Below are 21,682 nucleotides of genomic sequence, written 5' to 3' on the forward strand. Positions count from 1 at the left end.
ATTTCTCCATTACCTTCAATATCAAGATGATAGCCACATCTTCTAGACGTGACACTATCAAACTTAAAAATAATAATCTTATACTTACTTTTAAAATGCGCTTTTACACTCTCCAAACAGAATACTAAAATAGTATTATTTTCCACAGAAACCATTGGACTATGCAGTAAAATAATATTAACACTTTGAGGTTAATTATATAAAAGTTACAACAAAATAAGAAGACAGAAGATTCTATAAAAAAGAAGTGGCTGTCTAAAAAACTCCTAAACTGTTTGTGTTTTCCTTCCTTGTAAAAGGATTCTCCAGAATTTAAGGATTTGAGAAACTAAAAAATTCAAATCTAGATTATCGAATAAAATAAATGAGGTAGGTTTTGAGTTTTGTATAAGATTTGAAAAATAGATTTATGGCTTTACCTAATCTATTGTATTTTAGCATCAGAAATATATAATACTATGAACCCTTCTGCTCAAGGCTGGATTGATAAATTTGCTTCGCTAACAAAGAATAAAAAGTTGTTGTGCAACAGCACTACGTCGCTCTATTTAGAATTGAGAAAACTAGGATTTATTTATGGTGCAAATGTGGCTATTTCAGAGTTTTTAAATGTTAACAATGATCTTTCAGAAGATGAAATGGCTAAAGTTAACTTATTTTCAGCACTTCATAACACGTATTTAATTTATAACCCTGATGCCTCCTTTAAAGATTTCCTTGACAATTTATTAGCTTTTTATGAAGCTTTAGAAGCCGAAAAAATGTCATTTTTTGACAGTTTATTTTCAGGAAAAAAGAATACAACTAGACTGGAAAAAATTATACATGAGCGCGTATATATTTTAGATAATATTCTTACAAAAAATTTCAATAAAGTCCTTACAAACTCTTTGCTCTATGTAGATGTTATAATTTATGATAGATTTTTAAATGGCGCTCAAGATTTACGCATTCATGCACAGGAAATTGAACATATTTTGATTAATCTTTCCTATCATGCCATAAATATCAAACAAGAAAAAACAGAGAATGACGCCCAGTTATTAAAACTATTAAAAGCTTCTCTTATATATAATACTATTGAAGAAAACGAATTTAATGGAACCTATAGATCTCATTTAAAAAAGGATTTTACTCTTTTAGAAAAAAAATATTTTTTGGATATGGTTTGTCTCTCTGCGTGGGAAGATCATTCCGTGGATTACAAAGAGTCTGAATTTATTTTTGGAACGGGAAAAGACCTTAAATTAGAAGAACACCATGTGGTAGAAGCTATCCAAAACGTTAGTATTTTCTTTGAAAAATATAAAGATGAAGTCTCTCTTTTCAAAAGCGCAAATCCTGTCAAACAGTTTTTCGACAACTCACATACTTTAGTTAAAAGAACCATAACGAGAAACAGTAAGCGATTAAAAAAAGAGCTTATGGGGAGTAAAGAATTACTTTTACTACTTGGTAAATCTACTACAACGGAACTTACAGAAACAGAGCGAAAAAAGATAAAAGAACAGCTACTGGATATTTTTAAAACAATTCCTTCGTTGGCTATTTTTGCGCTCCCTGGAGGAGCAATACTATTGCCTATTTTCATCAAATTAATTCCGAAATTACTTCCTTCCGCTTTTGATGACAATCGTGTAGAAGACGAATAAAAAACCGCTTTATAAGTTTATAAAACCTACAAAACGGTTGTTTTTATTTGTACTATTTTTCAATCAACTACTACGAGGGATTCAAAGAAAACAAATTCAACTCATTTTCAATGCAGAGCCCTTAAGTAAACTCAAGAAAAGTTTTTGGAAATAAAACCCTCTATGAGAGATTCATAGAATCTAAAATAGCAGTAATATCTGCTTCTGTAGTATCAGGATTTATAAAACAGAAACGCGCTACCGTTTCAAAAGTATCGCCTGTTCTCCATTTTGTTGGTGTTACTAAAGCAAAACCATCACGATGATTTTTATACGTCCAATTTCTATAATCTTCTGGAGTCCATCCTTTTCTTCGGAACAAAACACACGATAAACTAGGCTCCCTTACCAACTCAACATTTTCATTTTCAGTAATTAACCTTCCAGCTAATTGCGCCAAATTTAAGCCTTCTTCAACAGCCCATTTATATTTATCGGTTCCGTGCATTGCTAAGGAAAACCATAATGGCAACCCTCGTACTCTTCTTGTAAGCTGAATTTGATAATCTGATGGGTTAAAACCTTGTGCCCCTTCGTCTTTAAAAATATCAAGATAAGAACCTTCTTGAGAGTGTGCTTCTCTTGCTAACTCCGGGTTTTTATAGATTATAGCACCACAGTCATATGGAGAAAACAACCATTTATGTGGGTCTATAGTAATGCTATCGGCACGTTCAATTCCATTAAAAAGATGTCTTACTGAATCGGCTGCCAAAGCACCTCCCCCATAAGCAGCATCCACATGAAACCATAAATTCTCTTTTTCACAAATAGTAGCAATCCCATTTAAATCGTCTATAATTCCAGCATTGGTAGTTCCTCCTGTTCCAACAACAGCAAACAAACGTTTACGTTCATGCGGTGTTAATTGGTCCAATTTATTTTGAAGATCTTGCTGCGTCATACAGTCTTCCGTTTCAATAAGCAGTACATCTGCATCTATAACTTTTGCCATAGATTTTACGGAAGAATGCGCCCCAATTGAAGTTATAATTAGTCCTTTTTCTCCAACATTAGCTTCGTCTTTTCTCCAATTCTCTCTAGCAGTAACCATTGCAGATAAATTTGCTGCTGTACCGCCACTAGTAAATACTCCAAAAGCTCCTTTTGGAAGTCTTGTTAAAGAAACCAACCATTTCATTGCTTCATTTTCGCAAAAAATTCCACCAGCTCCTTCCATCCAATAGGCTCCATGAATACTTGAAGCTGAAGTTACCAAATCGAACATAATAGATGCTCTTGTTGGGGACGCAGGAACAAATGCTAAATGTCTCGGATGGTCAATAGGGACAGTTGCTTTTATCAAAACATCTTTAAAAAGTTGAAATGCTTTCTCTCCTCCAATTCCTTTTTCGGTTACCGTTTCTCCAACTAAAGCTTTTAACTCTTCTTCTTTTTTTGGTTTTCCCAATTCTGGGGAAATCATAGTTATTCTATTCAATGCGTATTTCATGACATCAAGTGTCATTTCTACGGAATCCATATCTATATTATGCATAAAAAATCACTTTTTGCAAAGGTACGCTTTTGTTCTGTTTTCCGAAGAAATTGCTATCTTTATAAAAACCTAAATTGTGACGACCGAATTATTTCAAACCGCTAAATCTGCATTAATAAATGCTACGAAAGATGTAAAACATCCTTTTAGATATTTTACTATGGCAACTATTGGGATTAATAATAGTCCGAGGTTACGAACCGTAGTATTACGCGGAACCGAAGAGGATCTTTCTCTTAAAATATATACTGATAAACGTTCAAAAAAAGTAACACATATTAAAGAGAACAATAATGTTTGCTTGCTTTTTTTTGACCATAATGAAATGCTTCAGCTCAAAATTGATGGAAAAGCATATTTAGAACAAGATGAAAAAATCTTAAAAAAAGCTTGGAAACAAATTAGAGAACATGCAAAAAAAGACTACCGAACCTCCCAAGAACCTGGTTCTAAAATTAAAGACCCCGAAATGATTGAATATTTAGATACCTCTAGTCATTTTGCAATTATCCACATTATTCCTTCAAAAATAGAATATTTAGCACTGAAAAAAGACAAACATGTGCGCGCGCTATTTTCTAAAGAAGGTACAAATTGGGAAGGTAATTTTTTGGTACCTTAAACTAAAAGAGAGTTTGCCACGAATTCGTAAATATTTTTTGTTGTATCCTCCTGTTAGCAACTTTTCTAAATAAGGAGCATATTATAAATTTATGAATCTTTGGTGTAAACTTATAGAATCTACAATTCTAGTTAAATGGTAATTACTACAAAATCTTGCCGAAGGGGATCTAATTCTGACAAAAGCAAGTCAATAAATTCATTTCCATATTCATCGTAAATATTAGCAAAATTATCTATTCGCTCTTGTAATGACTCATTTGGAAAAAGTTCATTTTGAATTTCGGTAATTCGAGACACATGGTCGGAAAGCTTTTTCTTTTGCGCTTTTAAAAGTCGCTTTTCTAAATGTGCTAATCCTTTTAATTGTTTTACTTCTTGCGCTTTTACTGCTCCTAAAAAAGATTTATCGGTAAGTGCTGCTAAACGATACATTTCTTCAAATTGCGCTATTAAATGTTCTTTTTGATCATCAAAATTTATATCGATATTGCTAATTTCTCTTACTTTACGATTTATAAAAGAATGTTTCTTTAAGAACAATTGCTCAAAACTAATAGCTAAACGCTCTAATTTTTTTGCTTGTTTTTCTTTTATTATCAACGCTGAATTACGTAATAGCAGTATTGGAAAAGGAACATTTACAGTATTGAAAAAACTCTTGAGTTCTAACCAATAGGCAAGTTCTCCCCCTCCACCAATGTAACACAGATTTGGCAATATTACTTCTTGATAAAGTGGGCGCGTCATTACATTAGGCGAAAATAGTTCTGGACATTCATAAAGATGTTTTTTAAGTGCTTCTTTTGTCCATTTAATGTCTGTTTCATTTACTTGATACCCGCCATCCACTTCTATAATTCGCTCTCGAACACCTTCTGCCAGATAGAATAAATTGATTTCTCGTGGATTTACCTGTATTTTATAAGTAGCATCTACGGCATTTAATTTTTCTATTGTATTGGTAACTGCCTTTTGAGAATCTTGTTGAAACAACTCATTTTCCATATAAGGAACAAAAAGTTGTTTGAGTTTTTTATCTGCTCCATCAATAATTACGAGTCCGTGTGTTCCAAAAAGTTTATTTGCAAGGTATCTGGTAGCATCGGTAAGATTAGTGTGCTCTAAATAAGCTTCTTTAAACCAACTTTTTAATGTTTCTGCATCTTTCCCTATCCCTAATTCTTGACTAAACAGTTCTAAAACATGCTCCAACCCTTTGGTAGGAAGCTCGCCAACTGCGCCGCCTACTTCTTTGGTTTCTGGACCTTGCCATTGGAACTTCTTTCCTCGGAAATTAAAATAATTTATCTCCTCAAAATCGTGGTCTTCTGTTGCCATCCAATAAATTGGTACAAAGTGATTTTTAGGATATTTCTCTTGAAGTTGCTTTGCCAAATTTATTGTAGAAACTATTTTATAAAGGAAATAAAGCGGCCCTGTAAATAAATTTAATTGATGCCCAGTTACTATGGTGAATGTAGTATCGTTTTTTAAGGCAGTGATATGCTCTTGTGTAGCCTCAGAAATTTCTAGGTTTTTATATTGCGATTGTAAGACTGAAGACAACACCTCTCTGTGTGCTTTTGAGAAGGACTTTTGCTTTTCTTCTATCTGTTCTTCAAAATTTTCTAAAGTAGGAAAACGATTATAAAAAGGCTTTAAAGTTTCTTTTTCACTGAGGTAATCGCATATCAAATTAGAAAAATATCCTGTTTCTTTAAATGAAATATAATTTGTTGGCATAGTTATTTTATCAAAATTCTTGAGAAAACTTCCCAAGTACAGTAATACAAAGTTTTATATCTTATCTTTTTAGGCGTTGCGCTAGGGATTGCAGCGGCATCCTATTTTGCTATTGCTATAGGTCGATTATAAACAATTACCTTACTTAAAAATACAAACTTTGTTTCTACAAAAGTAAAGCAAAATAGATACAGCGAAAAGCCCGACCCTTAAATTATGAAATTCATAATTTAAGGGAAGCGCCCAAATCAAAAATATAAGTAGATATATTCTTTTATAAAACCTCATTTTGAGACTCTAAAGAAAATTCTCTCAAAGAATGAAATCTCGATTATTTAAGAAATGAAACTTTTTACTTCTAAAAGTAATTGAACCCTACAACAATTTTGGTAAGTTAATCCATGTCATTAATGTCCGAATCAACTACCTCGGGGCAAGCCCACAAGGTATTCAAAGGAAACAAATTTAATTAATATCGACGCAAAGCCCTTCGGTAAACTCAGCACAGGCTCTGGGGAATTAGACCCTCTATGAGGGATTAAAGATACAAGACCGCTGCGTTACAAGAAAATAGCGTAAAAAACTACACTTTAATCACCACATAATAAGCAGCTTACATAAAAAACATTTATTAAAACACTTTCCGTTTATACTTTTTAATAGCAAGGAGCTATTTTAAAAACCTCTTTTAAACCCTGATATAACTGGAGTTTAATAAATTCTATTTACTTTTATCGGACAACAATGAATCCATATATAGAACCATGAAATTTAGACTTTTCCTCGCTACACTTTTAATCTCGCTATTTTCATTTTCACAACAGGTAAAATCGCCTTCAGAATTTTTAGGATATGAACTGGGAACAACTTTTTCTAGACATCATCAAGTTATAGAATACTATAAATATTTGGCGGAAGTTTTACCAGAAGTGGTTCAATTAAAAACGTACGGAACTACCAATGAAGGCAGAGAATTACTCCTTGCCTTTGTCTCCACGCCTTCAAATATTAATAATTTAGAACATATTAGAAAAGAACATTTAGAGGCTTTAAATGGAAATGTAGCTTCTGAAAAAGCATTGGTTTGGTTGAGTTATAATGTACATGGAAATGAAGCTGTGAGCACAGAGGCCTCAATGAAAACTATTTATGAAGTAGTGACTCAAAAAAAGGAATGGCTAAAAAATACAGTAGTAATTTTTGATCCATGTATAAATCCTGATGGGCGAGACCGCTATGTAAATTGGTATAATAGCAATAAAAACACCCCCTTCACCATCGATCCAAATTCTAAAGAACACCATGAAGGTTGGCTTTCTGGGCGTTCCAACCATTATATGTTCGATTTAAATAGAGATTGGGCTTGGGTAACACAAAAAGAAAGCAAGCAACGTTTGGCTGTTTATAACGATTGGTTGCCACATATTCATGTAGATTTCCATGAGCAGGGAATAAACAATCCGTATTATTTTGCTCCCGCGGCAGAACCTATGCATGAAGTTATTACACAATGGCAACGCAATTTTCAGGTAGAAATAGGAAAAAATCATGCGAAGTATTTTGATGAAAATGGTTGGTTTTATTTTACAAAAGAAGTTTTTGATTTACTCTATCCAAGTTACGGAGACACCTATCCAATATACAGTGGATCTATTGGGATGACCTATGAGCAAGGCGGTAGCGGACGTGCAGGCTTAGGAGTAAAAATAGATAATGGAGATACTCTTACTTTAAAAGACAGAATTGCTCACCATTATACTACAGGACTTTCTACCATAGAAATGGCTACTAAAAATGCCGCTGAACTCAATGAAGAGTTTAGTAAATTTTACAGCAATAAAGATTATACTTACAATAGCTACGTACTTTCTGGAGATATTGATAAACTAAAAATGTTAACCGATTTACTTGATGTTCATAGAATAAAATATGGATTTACTAAGAGCAAAGTAAAAGGATTAAGTTATAAAAGTAAAAAGAACGAAACGCTAAACAGCAATTCTCAGAAATTGGTAATAAGCACTAATCAGCCTAAATCTACCTTAGTAACCGTTTTATTTGAACCAGAAACCAAGTTAACAGATTCCCTTACCTACGATATTACCGCTTGGGCACTTCCATATGCTTACGGCTTAGATGCTGTTGCAACAAAGAATATTGTAAGTACCTCTTCTAACAGTATTGAATATGTTCCTAAGGTGTTTGAAGAGAATGCATATGCCTATGTAACCAATTGGAATAGTATGAAAGATGCTCGTTTTATGACAACTCTTCTAAAAAATAAAATTCGCATTCGCTATGCAAAAGAGCCTTTTACTATACATAATGAGAATTTTGATAGAGGGAGTTTAATTATAACTAAAGGAGATAATAGCAATGTAAAAAACTTCAATACTATTTTAAAGACTACTGCTGAAAAATACCACAAACAACTTACAACAACAGCTACGGGTTTTGTAAATACTGGTAAAGATTTTGGATCTAGTGCTGTACAAATGATTGAAGATCAAAAAATAGCTGTACTTTCTGGTGGAAGTGTTTCTACTTTGAATTTTGGGGAAGTTTGGCATTTTTTCGAGCAACAATTACATTACCCTATTACCATTTTAGATGACGACTATTTTAATAGTATTGACCTCTCTGAATATACTATATTGATTCTTCCAGAGATGAATTCTTTAGATGATAAAAAGCTTGAAAAAATAAAAGAATGGATTCGTAACGGCGGAAAACTTATTGCTATTGGAGATGCTATAAAAACACTTAAAGGGGACGATTTTTCTATTTCTTCTAATGAAACATCTAAGGAGGAGGAAGAAAAAGACAGTATTTCTAAGCCAAAAAGTTATGCGTCAAGCACACGAGAATACATTAAAAACATGATTACCGGTGCCATTTACAAAGCTAAGGTAGATACAACTCATCCGTTGGCTTATGGCTATGATACTACTTATTACACCATGAAATTAAGTGGCGATTCCTATAAATATTTAGACAGTAAAAATGCTGTTTACATTGAAAATACTACCAAACCACTTACAGGGTTTGCAGGAAGCAATGCTCAAAAAAAGCAAGCTAATAGTCTTGTTTTTGCTACAGAAAGTATGGGGAAAGGAACCGTTGTTTATTTAGTAGACAATCCCCTTTTTAGAGGTTTTTGGGAAAACGGAAAACTCGTTTTTGTAAATGCTTTATTTATGGTTGAATAATATAATTCTATTTAAAATGAAAGTCATTTCTTATTTTTTAACTATTAGCTGTTTACTATTTTGTAGTAATGCAAGATCTCAAAGTCTAAATTTTGAAGCTTCGGCAGAAGGGATTCTAGTAAAAGAAGGGACTAAAAAAGTTTTGTTTTTTCAGAAGGAAATTAAATCTTTGAACGGAAAGTATCCCAGAGCAAATTATATACATCCACTCTATGATATAGAAGGACATATTCTTACCGAAGATTTCCCAGAAGATCATCTCCACCACAGAGGAATCTTTTGGACATGGCATCAAATTTTAGTTGATGGAATGTCTATTGGCGACGGTTGGGAATGTAAAGATATCTCATGGGATGTTACAGATGTAAGAGCTACTATAGAAAATGATGAATCGCTAAGACTTTACACAAATGTATTTTGGAATACCTCAGCTTATAAAGAAGGAGATTCCAACTTTCCATTTCTACACGAAAAAACGGAGATAAAAATTTACCCTTCAGAAGAAAACTATAGAATTATTGATTTTGAAATTTCTCTTTTAGCATTGGTAAATCATTTAAAAATTGGTGGTTCCGATGATATTAAGGGTTATGGTGGATTTTCAGTCAGATTAAAACTTCCAGAAGATATTAGCTTTTCTTCAGAAGAAATAAACATTCCCCCTACTAATGAAGCTTTGATTGCGAAAAGATGGATGGATATTAATGGCTCTTTTAACGAAAATAAAAAAAGTGGGGTTATTATAATTGCAAGTAAAGAAAATCCAACTCCAAATAATAAATGGATTCTGCGTTCCAAAAAAAGTATGCAAAACGCTGTTTACCCTGGAAATATTCCTGTAAAGATTTCTAAAGAGAACCCAACAATTTTAAAATATCGGATGATTCTCTATAAAAATAAGATTTCTTCAAGTTTATTAAATCATTTTTATCAATTCTAACAACTTTTCACACTAAAACTGTGTATTCGTTACACAATCAATTTCTCAATTACACAGTTTTTTCTCAATATATATTTTCACCTTAAAAAGTCAATTTACTGTAAAACAACAACTTAACTGATATTGTTATGACTAATAATGCCTTGGTATGAAAATAGCTTTATATACTACAAATAAAGAAATCAAAGTATAACCAAAAATTTTATATCATGAAAAAAGTAGTATTAGTAGCAGCAATGGCATTAGGAAGTTTAACAGCATTTGCAGCAGTTCCTGCAACAGCAAATAACGACACTAAGATTGTTGTAACGCAAGACGATTATAAAGAAATAGCTGTAGCAGAAGTTCCAGCAGCAATTCAAGAAGCACTTAAAGCGGATTATCCAGGGGCAGAAATTACTAAAGCATATGTGAATGAAGAAAAAACATATAAGCTAGAAGTTGCAATGGGAGACCAAACTGGAAACCTTTACGCTAACGAAAGTGGTGAGTGGGTTGAGCAATAAGAGCTTTTTTAACTAACCACCAATTTAAATCAACTATAAGTCTGCTGTTTTTGGATTATTCCTAAACGGTAGCAAAAATCCCGAATATCGGGGACTCTAAATGAGTAAAGTTTAAAATTTAAAATTAGAAATCATGAAAAAGGTAATATTAGTAGCAGCAATGGCATTAGGAAGTTTAACAGCATTTGCAGCAATTCCTGCAACAGCAAATAACGACACTAAAATTGTTGTAACGCAAGACGATTATAAAGAAATAGCAGTAGCAGAAGTTCCACAAGCAATTCAAGAAGCACTTAAAGCGGATTATCCAGGGGCAGAAATTACTAAAGCATATGTGAATGAAGAAAACACCTATAAATTAGAAGTAAAAATGGGAGACCAAACTGGAAACCTTTTTGCTAATGAAAGTGGTGAGTGGATAGAACAATAAGAATCTGTTTTAGGTAGTCAGGAAAGTGTCTTTTCAATTTTGAAAAGGCACTTTTTCTATTGAATTTTATAATCGTTTATTTTTAAAATTATCTTTCCAGACTTTACATCCATTTCTCTCATTTCTTTTTTATCAACTTCCATGTTTTTAGCCAAATATTGGATAGGAAGTTTTATTTTTTCAATTTCAAAACTGATAATAACTTCCTTTGGCAATATATCTTCAGTATCATTATAATCCATTAAAACAGTAAAAGTTCCATCTTTTTTGGTACTAATTTCAGATTTTTTTATTCGCTTTGAACTGGTATCAAGCCATAAAGTTGCAATGGCAAAATCTGCCTTTTTATCTGTAGGAATAATATTTATTTTTTTTGCTTGGACACCAGATACTTCTTCCACTCCTCTATTTACAGTAATAAAAGGGTACTTAAATAATTGCTGCATCGATAAATCCAACCCTCGCTTTGGAACCATTATAAAATCTTCAGATTCAAACTGCATGGCCTTTCCTTTTTCAAAGTATATATCGGCATACTTTGTAGGCATATTTATAAAACTAATATCCACATCCAATTGCATTTTTGCTTGAAAGCCCTGTATACTATCTAAGCGTTCCTTTATTAACAATAAATCTTTATCTATTTCTTGAGCAATCACAAAATTAAGTCCTACAAATAGGTATATAAAAAACAATAGTTTTTGCTTCATCCTATATCTCTTTTATTAAAAATTAAAACACCAGCAACTAAAAAAGCAATTGTATACAAACCTAACACCAGCGTATTATGATAAATTATTTCCCACGGAATTTCTTCATAAAAAAAGTATTGCCATGAATTATTCAGTTTAGGAAAAAACCATTCATTATAAAAAACATTAGCTACTTCAAACTTCAGTAATAAATTAGTTACGATCAAAAAAAGTGCTGCTATAATCCATGTTTTAGTGGCTTCTTTAAATAAGACTGCTATTGTTAAACTCGCCACAGAAAAGAAAACCATAGACCCCATTCCCGCAATAAAAGCTAATTGTAATCTATATTGAGCATCCGAGGCTTTATAGAAATTGAGATTTCCCAAATACACTATTAAATCTCCTTTTCCGAAGAGTGCATATGATAAAATAAAAGAAGATATAGCTGTTAATAACACAACCAAAAGTGTGAAGAATATAGCTACAATATACTTACTGAGGATAAACTTCCATTTCTCAACAGGTTGTAACATTACTGTTTGTATGGTATTATCTTTATATTCTGTAGTTAACATTCCAGAAATGATAATCATCAAAATAAGTGGCAAATGAAACCAAAGTGTATTGAGGATTAAATAGATTAGAAGATTTCCGTTTAAAAGATTTTCTTCAAAAAAAAACGAATCTTTTAAATTACTTAATAATATATCTATAATTGTAGCTCCTTGATAATAGGCACCAATCAATACCAATAACTCAATTAAAAAAATGGCTCCTAACGCATAATACGTTTTACTCTGTTTTAAAAGCTTATAAATTTCTGTGGCAAGAAGGTTTCTCATAGGTTGGCTGACTCAAATAAGTTGTCAAAATTAATTTCTGGCACACATGCAGTTATATAAATATTCTCTTCGGTTAATTGTTGTAATAAATATGGCACTTCCTGCTGAGAAATTAAAACCGTTGCACTATTCTTTTTTATTACTGAAGAAAACTGTTTTAAAGCAGTTGATTTTTCAATCCCCGAAGCATACACGGTGAACGAAGTTGTATTCTCTGCTATTATTTTTTGGGTTTCTCCACTGCTTATAATAGCACCTTTATTGATTACATAGAGTGTATCACACAATTTACTTAATTCTTCAATAAGGTGAGAGGCTATTATTATTCCTATTTTTTCTTTGGTTACCAATTCTAAAATTAACTTTCTAATAGCCTTTATTCCTATAGGATCTAATCCAGAAAAGGGTTCGTCCAATATTAAACATTCTGGATTATTAAGCAAGGAAATGGCTATGCCTAAACGCTGTTTCATTCCCATAGAAAAATTCTTTACTGGGTCGGTTCTATCTAATGGTAATCCTACTTTTTGTAAGCTTTCTTCTATTTCTACCTTGCCAAAGTTTAATCCTTGGATTTTGGAAAACACTTTAATATTTTCCTTTGCATTAAGGTATTCATATAATGCAGGTTTTTCTATAATTCCACCCAAAGGTTTTTCTTTTTCAGAATAAATTTTTAAGCTCCCACTATCTTGTTTTACCAATCCAAAGAGAATTTTAAATAAGGTTGTTTTTCCCGCACCATTTTTGCCAAGTAACCCTACAATTTCTCCAGCGCTACATGAAATGTTTACATCTTTTAAAGCGACTACTTTTCCGTACTTTTTAGAAATTCTTTCTGCAGATATTATCATAAATCAGTTTCTAATTGTAGATTTCTAAAATCAAATTTTGATTCATAATTCTTTTCAAGAAAAGTACGCGACCAAAAGCTTTTTCTAAATAAAAACAAAGGCTCTCTTACCATAAAATAAGGAATAAAATGATACCATTTTACACCTCTAGAATGGTAATATGCCTTTAAATTTTCTTCTATTCCCAGCTCTTCAGCAGCAACTTCTGCAGCCATGCGCTGGCATTTAGAACCTAAATAAGTCTCTGCAATTCTCGCATTAAAACCATACCTATAAAACTGATCTTTTGCTCTTTTATAATTTTGATATCTAGACCAACCATCCATAATTACCAAATAAATATGAATAAAAGAAAATAGAAAACACCAGATCCAAAATAACTTCCAAATCAAAGAAGAACCTTGTAATGATTCTTGTAAAAACTTCCAGTAGATCCAAGATTCAAGTACAAAAAGAAATAAAGATAAATACAATAACCTTCCTACTCTTAAATAAGAAATAATTGGGTGGGGTTGTAACGGAAGCGCTTTAAAAGACAAGATATACTTTAGTTTATAATCAACAAAAAGACAACATTATTCACTATCAAAGATAACAATTCATACGTAATTGAATTATTATTTTTGATTAATAGAAAATTATTTTCAAGAAAGAGAATTCCTACTATAAAGAGTGAGGTTTTAAAATAAAATCCTGTTAAACTCTAATTTCATTATAAAAAACAATTTTTTATCAATATATTGTTTCAAACTATCAAAGAGAATATGCACCCAAAATTAAGAGCTTTTATTAGCTTAATTTACATAATTGTTACAATTCACTATAGCTATTCACAGCAACAAAGTAACACCGATTCTATCCTGCCTTTTGGTCAATTAAACAATTATAATATAGAGCGCTATTTAAGTGAATATATAAAATTTGCCTCCGTTAGCGGGGAAGAAAAAAAAGCTGGAGAATGGCTAAAGAACATTTGTAAAAACAGTGGTTTGCATATCCAACAAATGGGAAATAAAGATGCACAATACAACTTTACAGCTTCACTTTATCCTCTTTCTAGTAAACTTCCAAACATTGTTTTTCTAAATCATATTGATGTTGTTCCTGCAGGCGATTTATCCAAATGGAAATACCCTCCTTATTCTGGAAAAATTACTGACACCGAAATATGGGGTCGCGGTTCTTGGGATAATAAAGGAAACGCGATTATGCAATTATTTAGTTTGGTAGAGATAATGAACAAATACAAAGGGCAACAACTCCCATATAATGTAACATTCTTAGCTGTTTCATGCGAAGAAACTCAATGCAGAGGAGGCGCAGAATACGTTATCGAAAACTACTTAGATTTGCTCAACCCAGCAGTAGTAATTGGAGAAGGCCCTCCAGCCATTAAAGGAGCTTTACAAACCAGACCCGACACTGCTGTTTTTCCAATTTCGGTTGCTCATAAAAGAGCTTTGTGGTTAAAATTAACTTTAAAAATAAATACCTCAGCTCATGGTTCGGTAACTCCTTTACGCTATGCCAATAGAGAAATGGTAAAGGCTTTAGATAATTTATTGGGGAAACATCAAAAAGCAGTTTATACAGATTTAAATATTAAAATGCTTAAAGATATTGGACAATTAGAGAAAGGACTTACAGGTTTTGCTATGAGGCATCCTAAAATATTTAGAATGTTTATTACTCCACAACTGAGGAAACAACCAGAGCTATTTTCTGTTTTTTCTAATACAATTACTCTTACAAGTCTTGAAAGTAATAACGATGTTGTTAACGTAATTCCAAGCGAGGTAACAGCTTTATTAGATTGTAGGCTATTACCAGAAGCTAATAAAGATAAATTTCTAGCCAATTTAAAAAAACGTCTAGATAATGACGATATTGAGGTCTCCACTATTTATTCCATGCCTAAAATGAAATCTTCTGACGATAAAAGTATTTTTTATAAAAACTTAAAAACTGCTATTTCAAAGACGTATCCTGAAAATGATGTAATTACTATTTTATTACCCAACACAAGTGATGCTGGGGTTTTTAGAGCCAAAGGTATAGCCACTTACACTACTGTTCCTATTAGCTTAGATATGAGTTACCTCGATAATATCCATAGTGAAAATGAACGCATTCCAAGAGGTGTACTTCATAAAGGAAAAGAAACATATACAAATTTTATTGAGGAATGCATCACAGAGAATAAGGAGAAAGAAAAAAAGAAATTCTTAATTTTTAATTTAAATGATAAATCAAAAGATAACTAAACCATGAAAATTTGCCTACCTTATTTTATACTTTTCCTTTCTCTATTTTCTATTGAAACGACGCTAGCGCAACAAAAAATAATTCCTTTATATGAAGGAGAAATCCCAAATAGTACAAATACTAAAGAGGATGAAAAGCAGGAAGAAAATGAAATTCTATGGATTACAAATGTTCAAAAACCTACATTAGAAGCTTATTTTCCTTCCAAAAGAAATACTAATGGAAAAGCGGTTATTATTTGTCCAGGCGGAGGTTACCACGGGTTAGCATACGATTGGGAGGGTACAGAAATAGCTCAATGGTTTAATACAAAAGGAATAACCGCATTTGTGTTAAAATATAGACTTCCTGTTGCCAATAATGTAACTAATAAAAGTGAAGCTCCACTTCAAGATGCCATTAGAGCCATTCAGATTGTACGTAAAAATGCTACTTCATGGAATTTAAATGAAGATAAAATAGGTATTATGGGATTTTCTGCTGGAGGGCATTTAGCTTCTACACTAGGAACTCATTATAATACGGATACAAAAATTCCAAACGACCCTTATAAAAATATAAGTGCGCGTCCGGATTATATGATTCTTATGTATCCTGTAATTACAATGAAAGAAAAATATACCCATATGGGATCTCGCAAAGCGCTTATAGGTAATAATCCAAGCGAGGAAATTATAGAAAAATACTCTAATGAACTACAAGTAACTTCAGAAACTCCTCCTACTTTTATTGTACATAGCGCAGACGATGGCGGCGTTCCTGTTGAGAATAGTTTGGATTTTTATAAGGCTTTAAAAGAAAATAATGTTCCTTCTGAAATGCATTTATACCCAACTGGAGGACATGGTTTCGGGCTGGGGTTGGAAAATAATCACCTTAAAAGTTGGACAGACAGATTAAATGAATGGCTTATTTTTTTAGACGAAAAATAAATGCTAGTTAAGAGAAATTAACTCCCTTTGGTAAGCCCACTAGACATTCAAAGGAAACAAATTAACTCATTCCAACGCAGAGCCCTTCAATAAACTCAGAACAGGCTTGGGAATTAGACCCTATTCTCTATGAGGAATTAAAAGCATCTTAAAAAAAAGCCTCGAATCACTAAGGTTCGAGGCTTTTATCATTTACAATCCGCTTATATAGCTTCCATATGGATCTTTAAACTGATACCCTTCTGTAAAACGGTGTTTACTTAGCTTTTTAAACTCTACTAATCCCCATAAAAGGAATTCTTTTAAGAAATATGCATCTTCTTTATTTATATCGGCTTGATGTTTTTGTATTAAATCCTCTAATGGTTTAATATCATTTAATGTTTTTTTATAATCCTCATCAGAAACATCATCTAATAGTTCAAAGCCAGAACCTTCAAAAAACCATGTTACCACATCATCATATGGACTTGGCGCATTGGGACGCTCTAATTTATCTATTTTTGGAAAATATTGAGGGAATATTGTTTTAATAGCATTTTCTATTAACTGATGCGCTACATAAGCAGCCCCCTCCTGCTCTCCCTCATATACTAATTCTACTTTTCCTGTAATGGCAGGAATAACCCCCATAAAATCGCTCAATCGGATACTCGTTTTACTTTCTCCATTACGCAACATTCTACGTTCTGCTGTGCTCATCAAGTTTTCAAAAGCCGAAATACTCAAACGCGCACTTATTCCACTCTTATTATCTATGTATTCACTATTTCGAGCTTCAAAACCAATTTGCTCCAATACATCATATACCATTTCAGAAACATAAATATTACTTTTCTGCTCCTCCTCTAATTTGGCTTCTTGCTTGGTTATTTTCTTAGCAACTTCAATAGTTTCAGGATAATGTGTTAAAATTTGCGACCCAATTCTATCTTTTAATGGGGTTACAATACTTCCTCTATTGGTATAATCTTCAGGATTGGCTGTAAAAATAAACTGAAGATCTAACGGCAACCTCAGCTTAAAACCTCTAATTTGAATATCTCCTTCTTGAAGAATGTTAAACAAGGCAACTTGAATACGAGCCTGTAAATCGGGGAGCTCATTAATTACAAAAATACTTCGATTGGCACGTGGTATCATTCCATAATGAATTACACGGTCATCGGCATAAGAAAGTTTTAAATTAGCTGCTTTTATCGGGTCAACATCTCCTATTAAATCGGCTACAGTTACATCTGGAGTTGCCAATTTTTCATAAAAACGTTCACTTCTATGAACCCATACAATTCTTGTATCATCGGCATGTTCTTCAATTGCTTTTTTAGCATATCTAGAAATCGGATTTAATGGATCATCGTTAATTTCTGATCCTTTTACAGCCGGAATCCATTCATCCAATAGGTTTACCATTTGGCGTGCTAACCTAGTTTTTGCTTGTCCTCTAAGTCCTAATAAATTAATATTATGTCTTGAAAGAATAGCACGTTCCAATTCAGGAATTACCGTACTTTCATAGCCATGAATGCCTTCAAAAGTAGTTTCTTTATTCTTTATTTTCTGGATGAGATTATCTCGTAATTCGTCTTTTATACTTTTCGATTTATAATCAGAACGGAGTAACTCCCCTAGCGTTTTTATTTTTTGTATTTGCATGTCTTATCTATTCCTTTATCTTGATTTTTCCTGAAAGGGTTAACTTCTCGCAAGCTTAACCTAATTAGGAAAACTATATTGAATACTATTAATTTTTTATTTACCTTCCTCAAAAATTTCCCTGAGGTTATTGTTTTTTTCTTCTAATTTAGTTTACCGAATTCGCTTTTTACGATTGGATTCATAATCTTCAAAAATCATTTCTCCTAAACCTTGTAATCCTGTAAAAAATGCCTTCCCCTTATTAGCTTCTGTAAATTGACGGATAAACTGCATTAAATAAGGATCTTGAGCTATCATAAAAGTAGTTATAGGAATATGAAGCTTACGAGCTTGTTGCGCCATATTATAGCATTTATCAACAATATAAGTATCTAATCCTACGCTATTCATATAATAATCGCCATTGGACTGCCTTATACAACTCGGCTTCCCGTCGGTAATCATAAAAATTTGTTTATTAGCATTACGTTTTCTGCGAAGAATATCCATAGCCAACTGTAATCCAGCTACAGTATTTGTATGATAAGGCCCTACTTTTAAATAAGGCAAATCCTTAATAGAAATTGGCCAAGCATCATTTCCAAAAACAATAATGTCTAGGGTGTCTTTTGGATATCTTGTGGTAATAAGTTCGGCTAATGCCATTGCCACTTTTTTTGCAGGGGTAATTCTGTCTTCCCCATATAAAATCATACTGTGACTAATATCAATCATGAGCACGGTACTCATTTGAGCTTTGTAGTGCGTTTCTTCAACTATTAAATCACTTTCATTTAAGGTAAAATTATTCAGTCCATTATTTATTTGGGCATTTCGCATACTTTCCGTCATAGAAATACGCTCTAAAGCATCTCCAAATTGATAACTCCTAAAATCGCCCGTATGCTCATCTCCCCTTCCCGTGTGTTTGGTACGGTGATTTCCACTTGCACTTTTCTTTAATTTTCCAAAAATTTGATTTAAGGCATGTTTCCGAATTAATTGCTCTGTTTTTGCGGTAATTGAAAACTTCCCTTCAACATCACCATTACCGCCTCCTTGACTATTAGGGTCAATTTCTTCTTGAATAAATCCTTTTTTCTTAAGGTCTTCAATAAAATCATCAATTGTATAATCGGCATCCGTGAGCTGATATTCAACATCCAGTTCACGCAGCCAATCTATTGCTTCATCAAAATCTCCAGAAGTATGTGTAATTAATTCCTTAAAGATTTCGAAGAGTTTATCAAACGGAGATTGTTCGGGAGCTTCATATTTAGTAAATACAAAACCTTTTCTTTTTAATTTATTCATAGCTCCATAAAATTAATCATTTTTATAGAGACTATAAAGATCCAGCTTATTTAAAATGTTATAGTTTTGATAAAAATACACTTACAATTAACGCTGTCTATTTCTGTCTACACAAAGCAGAAATAAGTCTCTCAAGGATTAAAGCCTCTTAATTTCTTCTTGTAGTGCTATTAATTGCTCCATATAAACTTGTCTGATTTCTTCTACATAATGTCTAGAACGAAAATGTCCAGCTTCATAATTAGCAATTGCTTTTTTTATATAAGTTAACGCTTTTTGTTTCTCGTTCTTATCCTTATAAACTGTAGCCAAATAATAATTTGCATCTGCACTAAGTCCTTTATTATACAACAGCATTTTATTAAAGTTAACCTCCGCCATCTCCAATTGTCCTAACTCGTACTGAGCAATTCCTAGATATAAAAAAGCAGATGGTTCAATCCAATCTTCGGTTAATGTTTTGAGTTCAATACCTATATGCTTCGTAAAAAAATCGAGTGCTTTTTCATAATCATTAAGACCAATATAAGCTATCCCTCTCCAATAATTTACACTATGCCCTTGAGGAGCGTCCACAAAATTAGGTGTTAAAACATCACTTGCATTAAAATCTATAATAGCTTTTTTATAATCTCTATAAAAGTATAAATACAAATATCCACGCATGGGTTGCCATGTATTTGGGTCGCACGCTATAGCCTTGTCAAATAATGGTTTCCATTGGTATGCCATTCCACGTTTTAAATAAGGAACAGATTTTTCTCGAATTGCATCACAGTGTAAAGAATCGAGTGCTATTATTTCATCCAAAAGAGTTTGTGAAGCGGGACTTCCTTGTATAGGCTTATTTGATTCCCATTTTTCATCAGCTAATTCTTTACGCTCTTCAACCGTTAAATCAGAATAACTGGATGATGTACAACTCCAGAGAAAAACAAACAAACCACTAAGGCAAAATTTCAACAACTTCTCCATTCTCTATCTTATAAATTAAATACATATAGTAATTTGCGTTTTCGTAAAATAAATTCCAATTATCTGGTGAATGAGTTAGTGTTATTAATTGCTCAACCATCCCATCTGATAAATCTATCTTTTCAAACTCTAAATTCAATTCATTTACTTCCATATCCCCAACTTCTCCTTTGCAATTTATATGAAATCTTAAATTTAGATATCCAGTATCTAGATACCCTTTATTTGTATAATTTGAATTGATTTTTTGCTTGAAACTGTATTTGTTGTTTTTGTATATTTTAGGAGCCGCACTGCAATATGTTCCTATTACTCCAACATCTTTACACAACTCAAAAGAATTATTTTTTAGAATGTCTTCAGTATAAATATGACCAATTGCATAAGGATACTTTTCTTCATTTATATTGAATTTCCCATAAAAATTATAATAAATATAACCAATACCGATAGCGACAACAAAAATTAGCGATAGCACAATTATTCCAACTATCTTCAGGATTTTATATTTTTTCATCTATTAATATTTATCGCTTTTTAAAGTCAGAAGTAATACCTTCAAATGTCATACATATAGGTTTGATAAACTGCTAATAGCATTTCATAAAAACTATAAATAACGAATAACTGGTAATTTATAACTATCCATATTAAGAATCAAGGATATAAAGGATTAAAATAAAACAACTTTACTATTTTGCCTCAAAACCTTTCGATTAATCAAAATAGACTTCGGAGAAATAAAACCATCTAGGAGAGATTAGCTCAGCCAGTCTTTAAAATCTTTAACGCGCTCTCTACTTACAATTATTTCTTGCTCGTTAAAATGATTTATTTTTACTTGTAAACGGGCATTGGTATAATTAATGATGTCTTTTACTGCATTTATATTGATACAAAATTTACGACTTACCCTAAAAAATTCATCTGGAGGAAGTTCTTCCTGCAAAGCCTCTAATGTAATATCCATTAGATAACTTCTATTTTCATTGGTATGTAGATAAGTCCCTTTATTTTCACTGTAAAAACAAACAATATCTTCTAAAGAAATTAATTTTAAATGTTGTCCTACTTTTACGGTAAACCGTTTTCTGTAAGTGCGTTCTATTGGGTTTACCAGTAACTTTTTAATATCATTAAAATTAAGCTGAACAGCGCTTTTTAAAGGTTTAAAGTTTTTATACTTTTCTACTGCATACGCTAATTCATCCTCATCTATTGGTTTTAAAAGATAATCAATACTGTTAAGTTTAAATGCTTGCAAGGCATACTCGTCATAAGCGGTGGTAAATATAATAGCACTTTTTATATCGATACTATCAAATATTTCAAAAGAGAGTCCGTCCGACAATTGAATATCTAAAAATATCAAGTCTGGATGTGGTTTGCCAGAAAACCAACTTACAGATTCTTCAACCGAGTGTAAAATCTTATCTACTTCAACCCCCAAGTCTTTTAGCATTCTATGTAAACGCCTTGCTGAAGGCGCTTCGTCTTCTATAATTAGTACGTTCATATTATTTATA

Annotated in this window: 19 protein-coding genes; 8 read left to right on the forward strand and 11 right to left on the reverse strand. The window is 32.3% G+C overall.

The features are described 5' to 3' along the window. The first annotated feature begins 458 nt into the window (after window positions 1-458). The gene (locus JOOMADRAFT_RS09480; protein ID WP_008612822.1) at window positions 459-1,652 is read left to right on the forward strand and encodes an LETM1-related biofilm-associated protein; all 1,194 of its coding nucleotides are present in this window, start codon (window positions 459-461) and stop codon (window positions 1,650-1,652) included. Between the two features lie 160 nt (window positions 1,653-1,812). Here the strand turns inward: JOOMADRAFT_RS09480 and JOOMADRAFT_RS09485 are convergent, their stop codons facing one another. Beyond that, window positions 1,813-3,189: a pyridoxal phosphate-dependent decarboxylase family protein gene (locus JOOMADRAFT_RS09485; protein ID WP_008612823.1), complete on the reverse strand. Its 1,377-nt coding sequence runs from the start codon at window positions 3,187-3,189 to the stop codon at window positions 1,813-1,815. A 76-nt stretch (window positions 3,190-3,265) separates the two neighbouring features. Here JOOMADRAFT_RS09485 and JOOMADRAFT_RS09490 point away from each other — a divergent pair, with 76 nt between their 5' ends. Then, on the forward strand, window positions 3,266-3,811 hold the full coding sequence (locus JOOMADRAFT_RS09490) for a pyridoxamine 5'-phosphate oxidase family protein (protein ID WP_008612824.1): 546 nt from the start codon (window positions 3,266-3,268) through the stop codon (window positions 3,809-3,811). A 131-nt stretch (window positions 3,812-3,942) separates the two neighbouring features. Here JOOMADRAFT_RS09490 and bshC read toward each other — a convergent pair whose 3' ends face one another. Further along, the gene (bshC, locus tag JOOMADRAFT_RS09495; protein WP_008612826.1) at window positions 3,943-5,556 is read right to left on the reverse strand and encodes a bacillithiol biosynthesis cysteine-adding enzyme BshC; all 1,614 of its coding nucleotides are present in this window, start codon (window positions 5,554-5,556) and stop codon (window positions 3,943-3,945) included. Between the two features lie 764 nt (window positions 5,557-6,320). Here bshC and JOOMADRAFT_RS09500 point away from each other — a divergent pair. The 4 genes from JOOMADRAFT_RS09500 to JOOMADRAFT_RS09515 all read left to right on the forward strand — a co-directional run bounded on the left by JOOMADRAFT_RS09500 (window position 6,321) and on the right by JOOMADRAFT_RS09515 (window position 10,641). After that, window positions 6,321-8,765 (forward strand): M14 family metallopeptidase, encoded by a 2,445-nt coding sequence (locus JOOMADRAFT_RS09500; RefSeq protein WP_008612828.1) that lies wholly within the window; start codon window positions 6,321-6,323, stop codon window positions 8,763-8,765. A 16-nt stretch (window positions 8,766-8,781) separates the two neighbouring features. Then, window positions 8,782-9,705 carry a DUF6807 family protein gene (locus JOOMADRAFT_RS09505; protein ID WP_008612829.1) on the forward strand — a complete coding sequence of 308 codons (924 nt, stop codon included), beginning with the start codon at window positions 8,782-8,784 and terminating at the stop codon, window positions 9,703-9,705. Window positions 9,706-9,914: 209 nt separating this feature from the next. Continuing rightward, entirely contained in the window at window positions 9,915-10,211 is a 297-nt protein-coding gene (locus JOOMADRAFT_RS09510; RefSeq protein WP_008612830.1) for a hypothetical protein, read from the forward strand. A 133-nt stretch (window positions 10,212-10,344) separates the two neighbouring features. After that, window positions 10,345-10,641 (forward strand): hypothetical protein, encoded by a 297-nt coding sequence (locus JOOMADRAFT_RS09515; protein WP_008612832.1) that lies wholly within the window; start codon window positions 10,345-10,347, stop codon window positions 10,639-10,641. A 56-nt stretch (window positions 10,642-10,697) separates the two neighbouring features. Here JOOMADRAFT_RS09515 and JOOMADRAFT_RS09520 read toward each other — a convergent pair whose 3' ends face one another. From JOOMADRAFT_RS09520 to JOOMADRAFT_RS09535, 4 genes are read right to left on the reverse strand one after another with little or no spacing between them, the layout of a single operon-like run. Next, entirely contained in the window at window positions 10,698-11,351 is a 654-nt protein-coding gene (locus JOOMADRAFT_RS09520; protein WP_008612833.1) for a hypothetical protein, read from the reverse strand. Next, window positions 11,348-12,178: an ABC transporter permease gene (locus tag JOOMADRAFT_RS09525; protein WP_008612836.1), complete on the reverse strand. Its 831-nt coding sequence runs from the start codon at window positions 12,176-12,178 to the stop codon at window positions 11,348-11,350. Before JOOMADRAFT_RS09525 ends, JOOMADRAFT_RS09520 begins: the two co-directional genes overlap by 4 nt. Beyond that, on the reverse strand, window positions 12,175-13,032 hold the full coding sequence (locus JOOMADRAFT_RS09530; protein WP_008612837.1) for an ABC transporter ATP-binding protein: 858 nt from the start codon (window positions 13,030-13,032) through the stop codon (window positions 12,175-12,177). The genes JOOMADRAFT_RS09525 and JOOMADRAFT_RS09530 overlap by 4 nt, the downstream gene beginning before the upstream one ends. Next, window positions 13,029-13,571, reverse strand: coding sequence for a hypothetical protein (locus tag JOOMADRAFT_RS09535; RefSeq protein WP_008612839.1), 543 nt, complete (start codon window positions 13,569-13,571; stop codon window positions 13,029-13,031). The genes JOOMADRAFT_RS09530 and JOOMADRAFT_RS09535 overlap by 4 nt, the downstream gene beginning before the upstream one ends. A gap of 225 nt (window positions 13,572-13,796) precedes the next feature. On the opposite strand from JOOMADRAFT_RS09535, the gene JOOMADRAFT_RS09540 reads away from it, so the two are divergent. Both JOOMADRAFT_RS09540 and JOOMADRAFT_RS09545 read left to right on the forward strand, forming a co-directional pair. Beyond that, complete coding sequence (locus JOOMADRAFT_RS09540) at window positions 13,797-15,296, forward strand: M20 family metallopeptidase (protein WP_157136668.1); 1,500 nt, start codon at window positions 13,797-13,799, stop codon at window positions 15,294-15,296. 3 nt (window positions 15,297-15,299) lie between these two features. Then, window positions 15,300-16,229, forward strand: coding sequence for an alpha/beta hydrolase (locus tag JOOMADRAFT_RS09545; protein WP_008612842.1), 930 nt, complete (start codon window positions 15,300-15,302; stop codon window positions 16,227-16,229). Between the two features lie 192 nt (window positions 16,230-16,421). On the opposite strand, the gene JOOMADRAFT_RS09550 is transcribed toward JOOMADRAFT_RS09545, so the two are convergent. From JOOMADRAFT_RS09550 to JOOMADRAFT_RS09570, 5 genes are all read right to left on the reverse strand, one after another. After that, on the reverse strand, window positions 16,422-17,885 hold the full coding sequence (locus tag JOOMADRAFT_RS09550) for a sigma 54-interacting transcriptional regulator (RefSeq protein ID WP_008612843.1): 1,464 nt from the start codon (window positions 17,883-17,885) through the stop codon (window positions 16,422-16,424). Window positions 17,886-18,038: 153 nt separating this feature from the next. Next, the gene (locus JOOMADRAFT_RS09555) at window positions 18,039-19,181 is read right to left on the reverse strand and encodes a vWA domain-containing protein (protein ID WP_008612844.1); all 1,143 of its coding nucleotides are present in this window, start codon (window positions 19,179-19,181) and stop codon (window positions 18,039-18,041) included. A gap of 138 nt (window positions 19,182-19,319) precedes the next feature. Beyond that, window positions 19,320-20,156 carry a tetratricopeptide repeat protein gene (locus JOOMADRAFT_RS09560; RefSeq protein ID WP_008612845.1) on the reverse strand — a complete coding sequence of 279 codons (837 nt, stop codon included), beginning with the start codon at window positions 20,154-20,156 and terminating at the stop codon, window positions 19,320-19,322. Next, complete coding sequence (locus JOOMADRAFT_RS09565) at window positions 20,128-20,673, reverse strand: hypothetical protein (protein WP_008612846.1); 546 nt, start codon at window positions 20,671-20,673, stop codon at window positions 20,128-20,130. Before JOOMADRAFT_RS09565 ends, JOOMADRAFT_RS09560 begins: the two co-directional genes overlap by 29 nt. Window positions 20,674-20,916: 243 nt before the next feature. Next, entirely contained in the window at window positions 20,917-21,672 is a 756-nt protein-coding gene (locus JOOMADRAFT_RS09570) for a LytR/AlgR family response regulator transcription factor (protein ID WP_008612847.1), read from the reverse strand. Between the last annotated feature and the right edge of the window lie 10 nt (window positions 21,673-21,682).

This window comes from Galbibacter orientalis DSM 19592, from assembly GCF_000260115.1.
GTDB lineage: Bacteria > Bacteroidota > Bacteroidia > Flavobacteriales > Flavobacteriaceae > Galbibacter > Galbibacter orientalis.

Excerpts from the sequence above, each read along its gene's own strand:
- JOOMADRAFT_RS09480 (WP_008612822.1), top strand. The coding sequence starts at position 459 with ATGAACCCTTCTGCTCAAGGCTGGATTGATAAATTTGCTTCGCTAACA.
- JOOMADRAFT_RS09485 (WP_008612823.1), bottom strand. The coding sequence starts at position 3,189 with ATGCATAATATAGATATGGATTCCGTAGAAATGACACTTGATGTCATG.
- bshC (WP_008612826.1), bottom strand. The coding sequence starts at position 5,556 with ATGCCAACAAATTATATTTCATTTAAAGAAACAGGATATTTTTCTAAT.
- JOOMADRAFT_RS09500 (WP_008612828.1), top strand. The coding sequence starts at position 6,321 with ATGAAATTTAGACTTTTCCTCGCTACACTTTTAATCTCGCTATTTTCA.
- JOOMADRAFT_RS09505 (WP_008612829.1), top strand. The coding sequence starts at position 8,782 with ATGAAAGTCATTTCTTATTTTTTAACTATTAGCTGTTTACTATTTTGT.
- JOOMADRAFT_RS09510 (WP_008612830.1), top strand. The coding sequence starts at position 9,915 with ATGAAAAAAGTAGTATTAGTAGCAGCAATGGCATTAGGAAGTTTAACA.
- JOOMADRAFT_RS09515 (WP_008612832.1), top strand. The coding sequence starts at position 10,345 with ATGAAAAAGGTAATATTAGTAGCAGCAATGGCATTAGGAAGTTTAACA.
- JOOMADRAFT_RS09520 (WP_008612833.1), bottom strand. The coding sequence starts at position 11,351 with ATGAAGCAAAAACTATTGTTTTTTATATACCTATTTGTAGGACTTAAT.
- JOOMADRAFT_RS09525 (WP_008612836.1), bottom strand. The coding sequence starts at position 12,178 with ATGAGAAACCTTCTTGCCACAGAAATTTATAAGCTTTTAAAACAGAGT.
- JOOMADRAFT_RS09530 (WP_008612837.1), bottom strand. The coding sequence starts at position 13,032 with ATGATAATATCTGCAGAAAGAATTTCTAAAAAGTACGGAAAAGTAGTC.
- JOOMADRAFT_RS09540 (WP_157136668.1), top strand. The coding sequence starts at position 13,797 with ATGCACCCAAAATTAAGAGCTTTTATTAGCTTAATTTACATAATTGTT.
- JOOMADRAFT_RS09545 (WP_008612842.1), top strand. The coding sequence starts at position 15,300 with ATGAAAATTTGCCTACCTTATTTTATACTTTTCCTTTCTCTATTTTCT.
- JOOMADRAFT_RS09550 (WP_008612843.1), bottom strand. The coding sequence starts at position 17,885 with ATGCAAATACAAAAAATAAAAACGCTAGGGGAGTTACTCCGTTCTGAT.
- JOOMADRAFT_RS09555 (WP_008612844.1), bottom strand. The coding sequence starts at position 19,181 with ATGAATAAATTAAAAAGAAAAGGTTTTGTATTTACTAAATATGAAGCT.
- JOOMADRAFT_RS09560 (WP_008612845.1), bottom strand. The coding sequence starts at position 20,156 with ATGGAGAAGTTGTTGAAATTTTGCCTTAGTGGTTTGTTTGTTTTTCTC.
- JOOMADRAFT_RS09565 (WP_008612846.1), bottom strand. The coding sequence starts at position 20,673 with ATGAAAAAATATAAAATCCTGAAGATAGTTGGAATAATTGTGCTATCG.
- JOOMADRAFT_RS09570 (WP_008612847.1), bottom strand. The coding sequence starts at position 21,672 with ATGAACGTACTAATTATAGAAGACGAAGCGCCTTCAGCAAGGCGTTTA.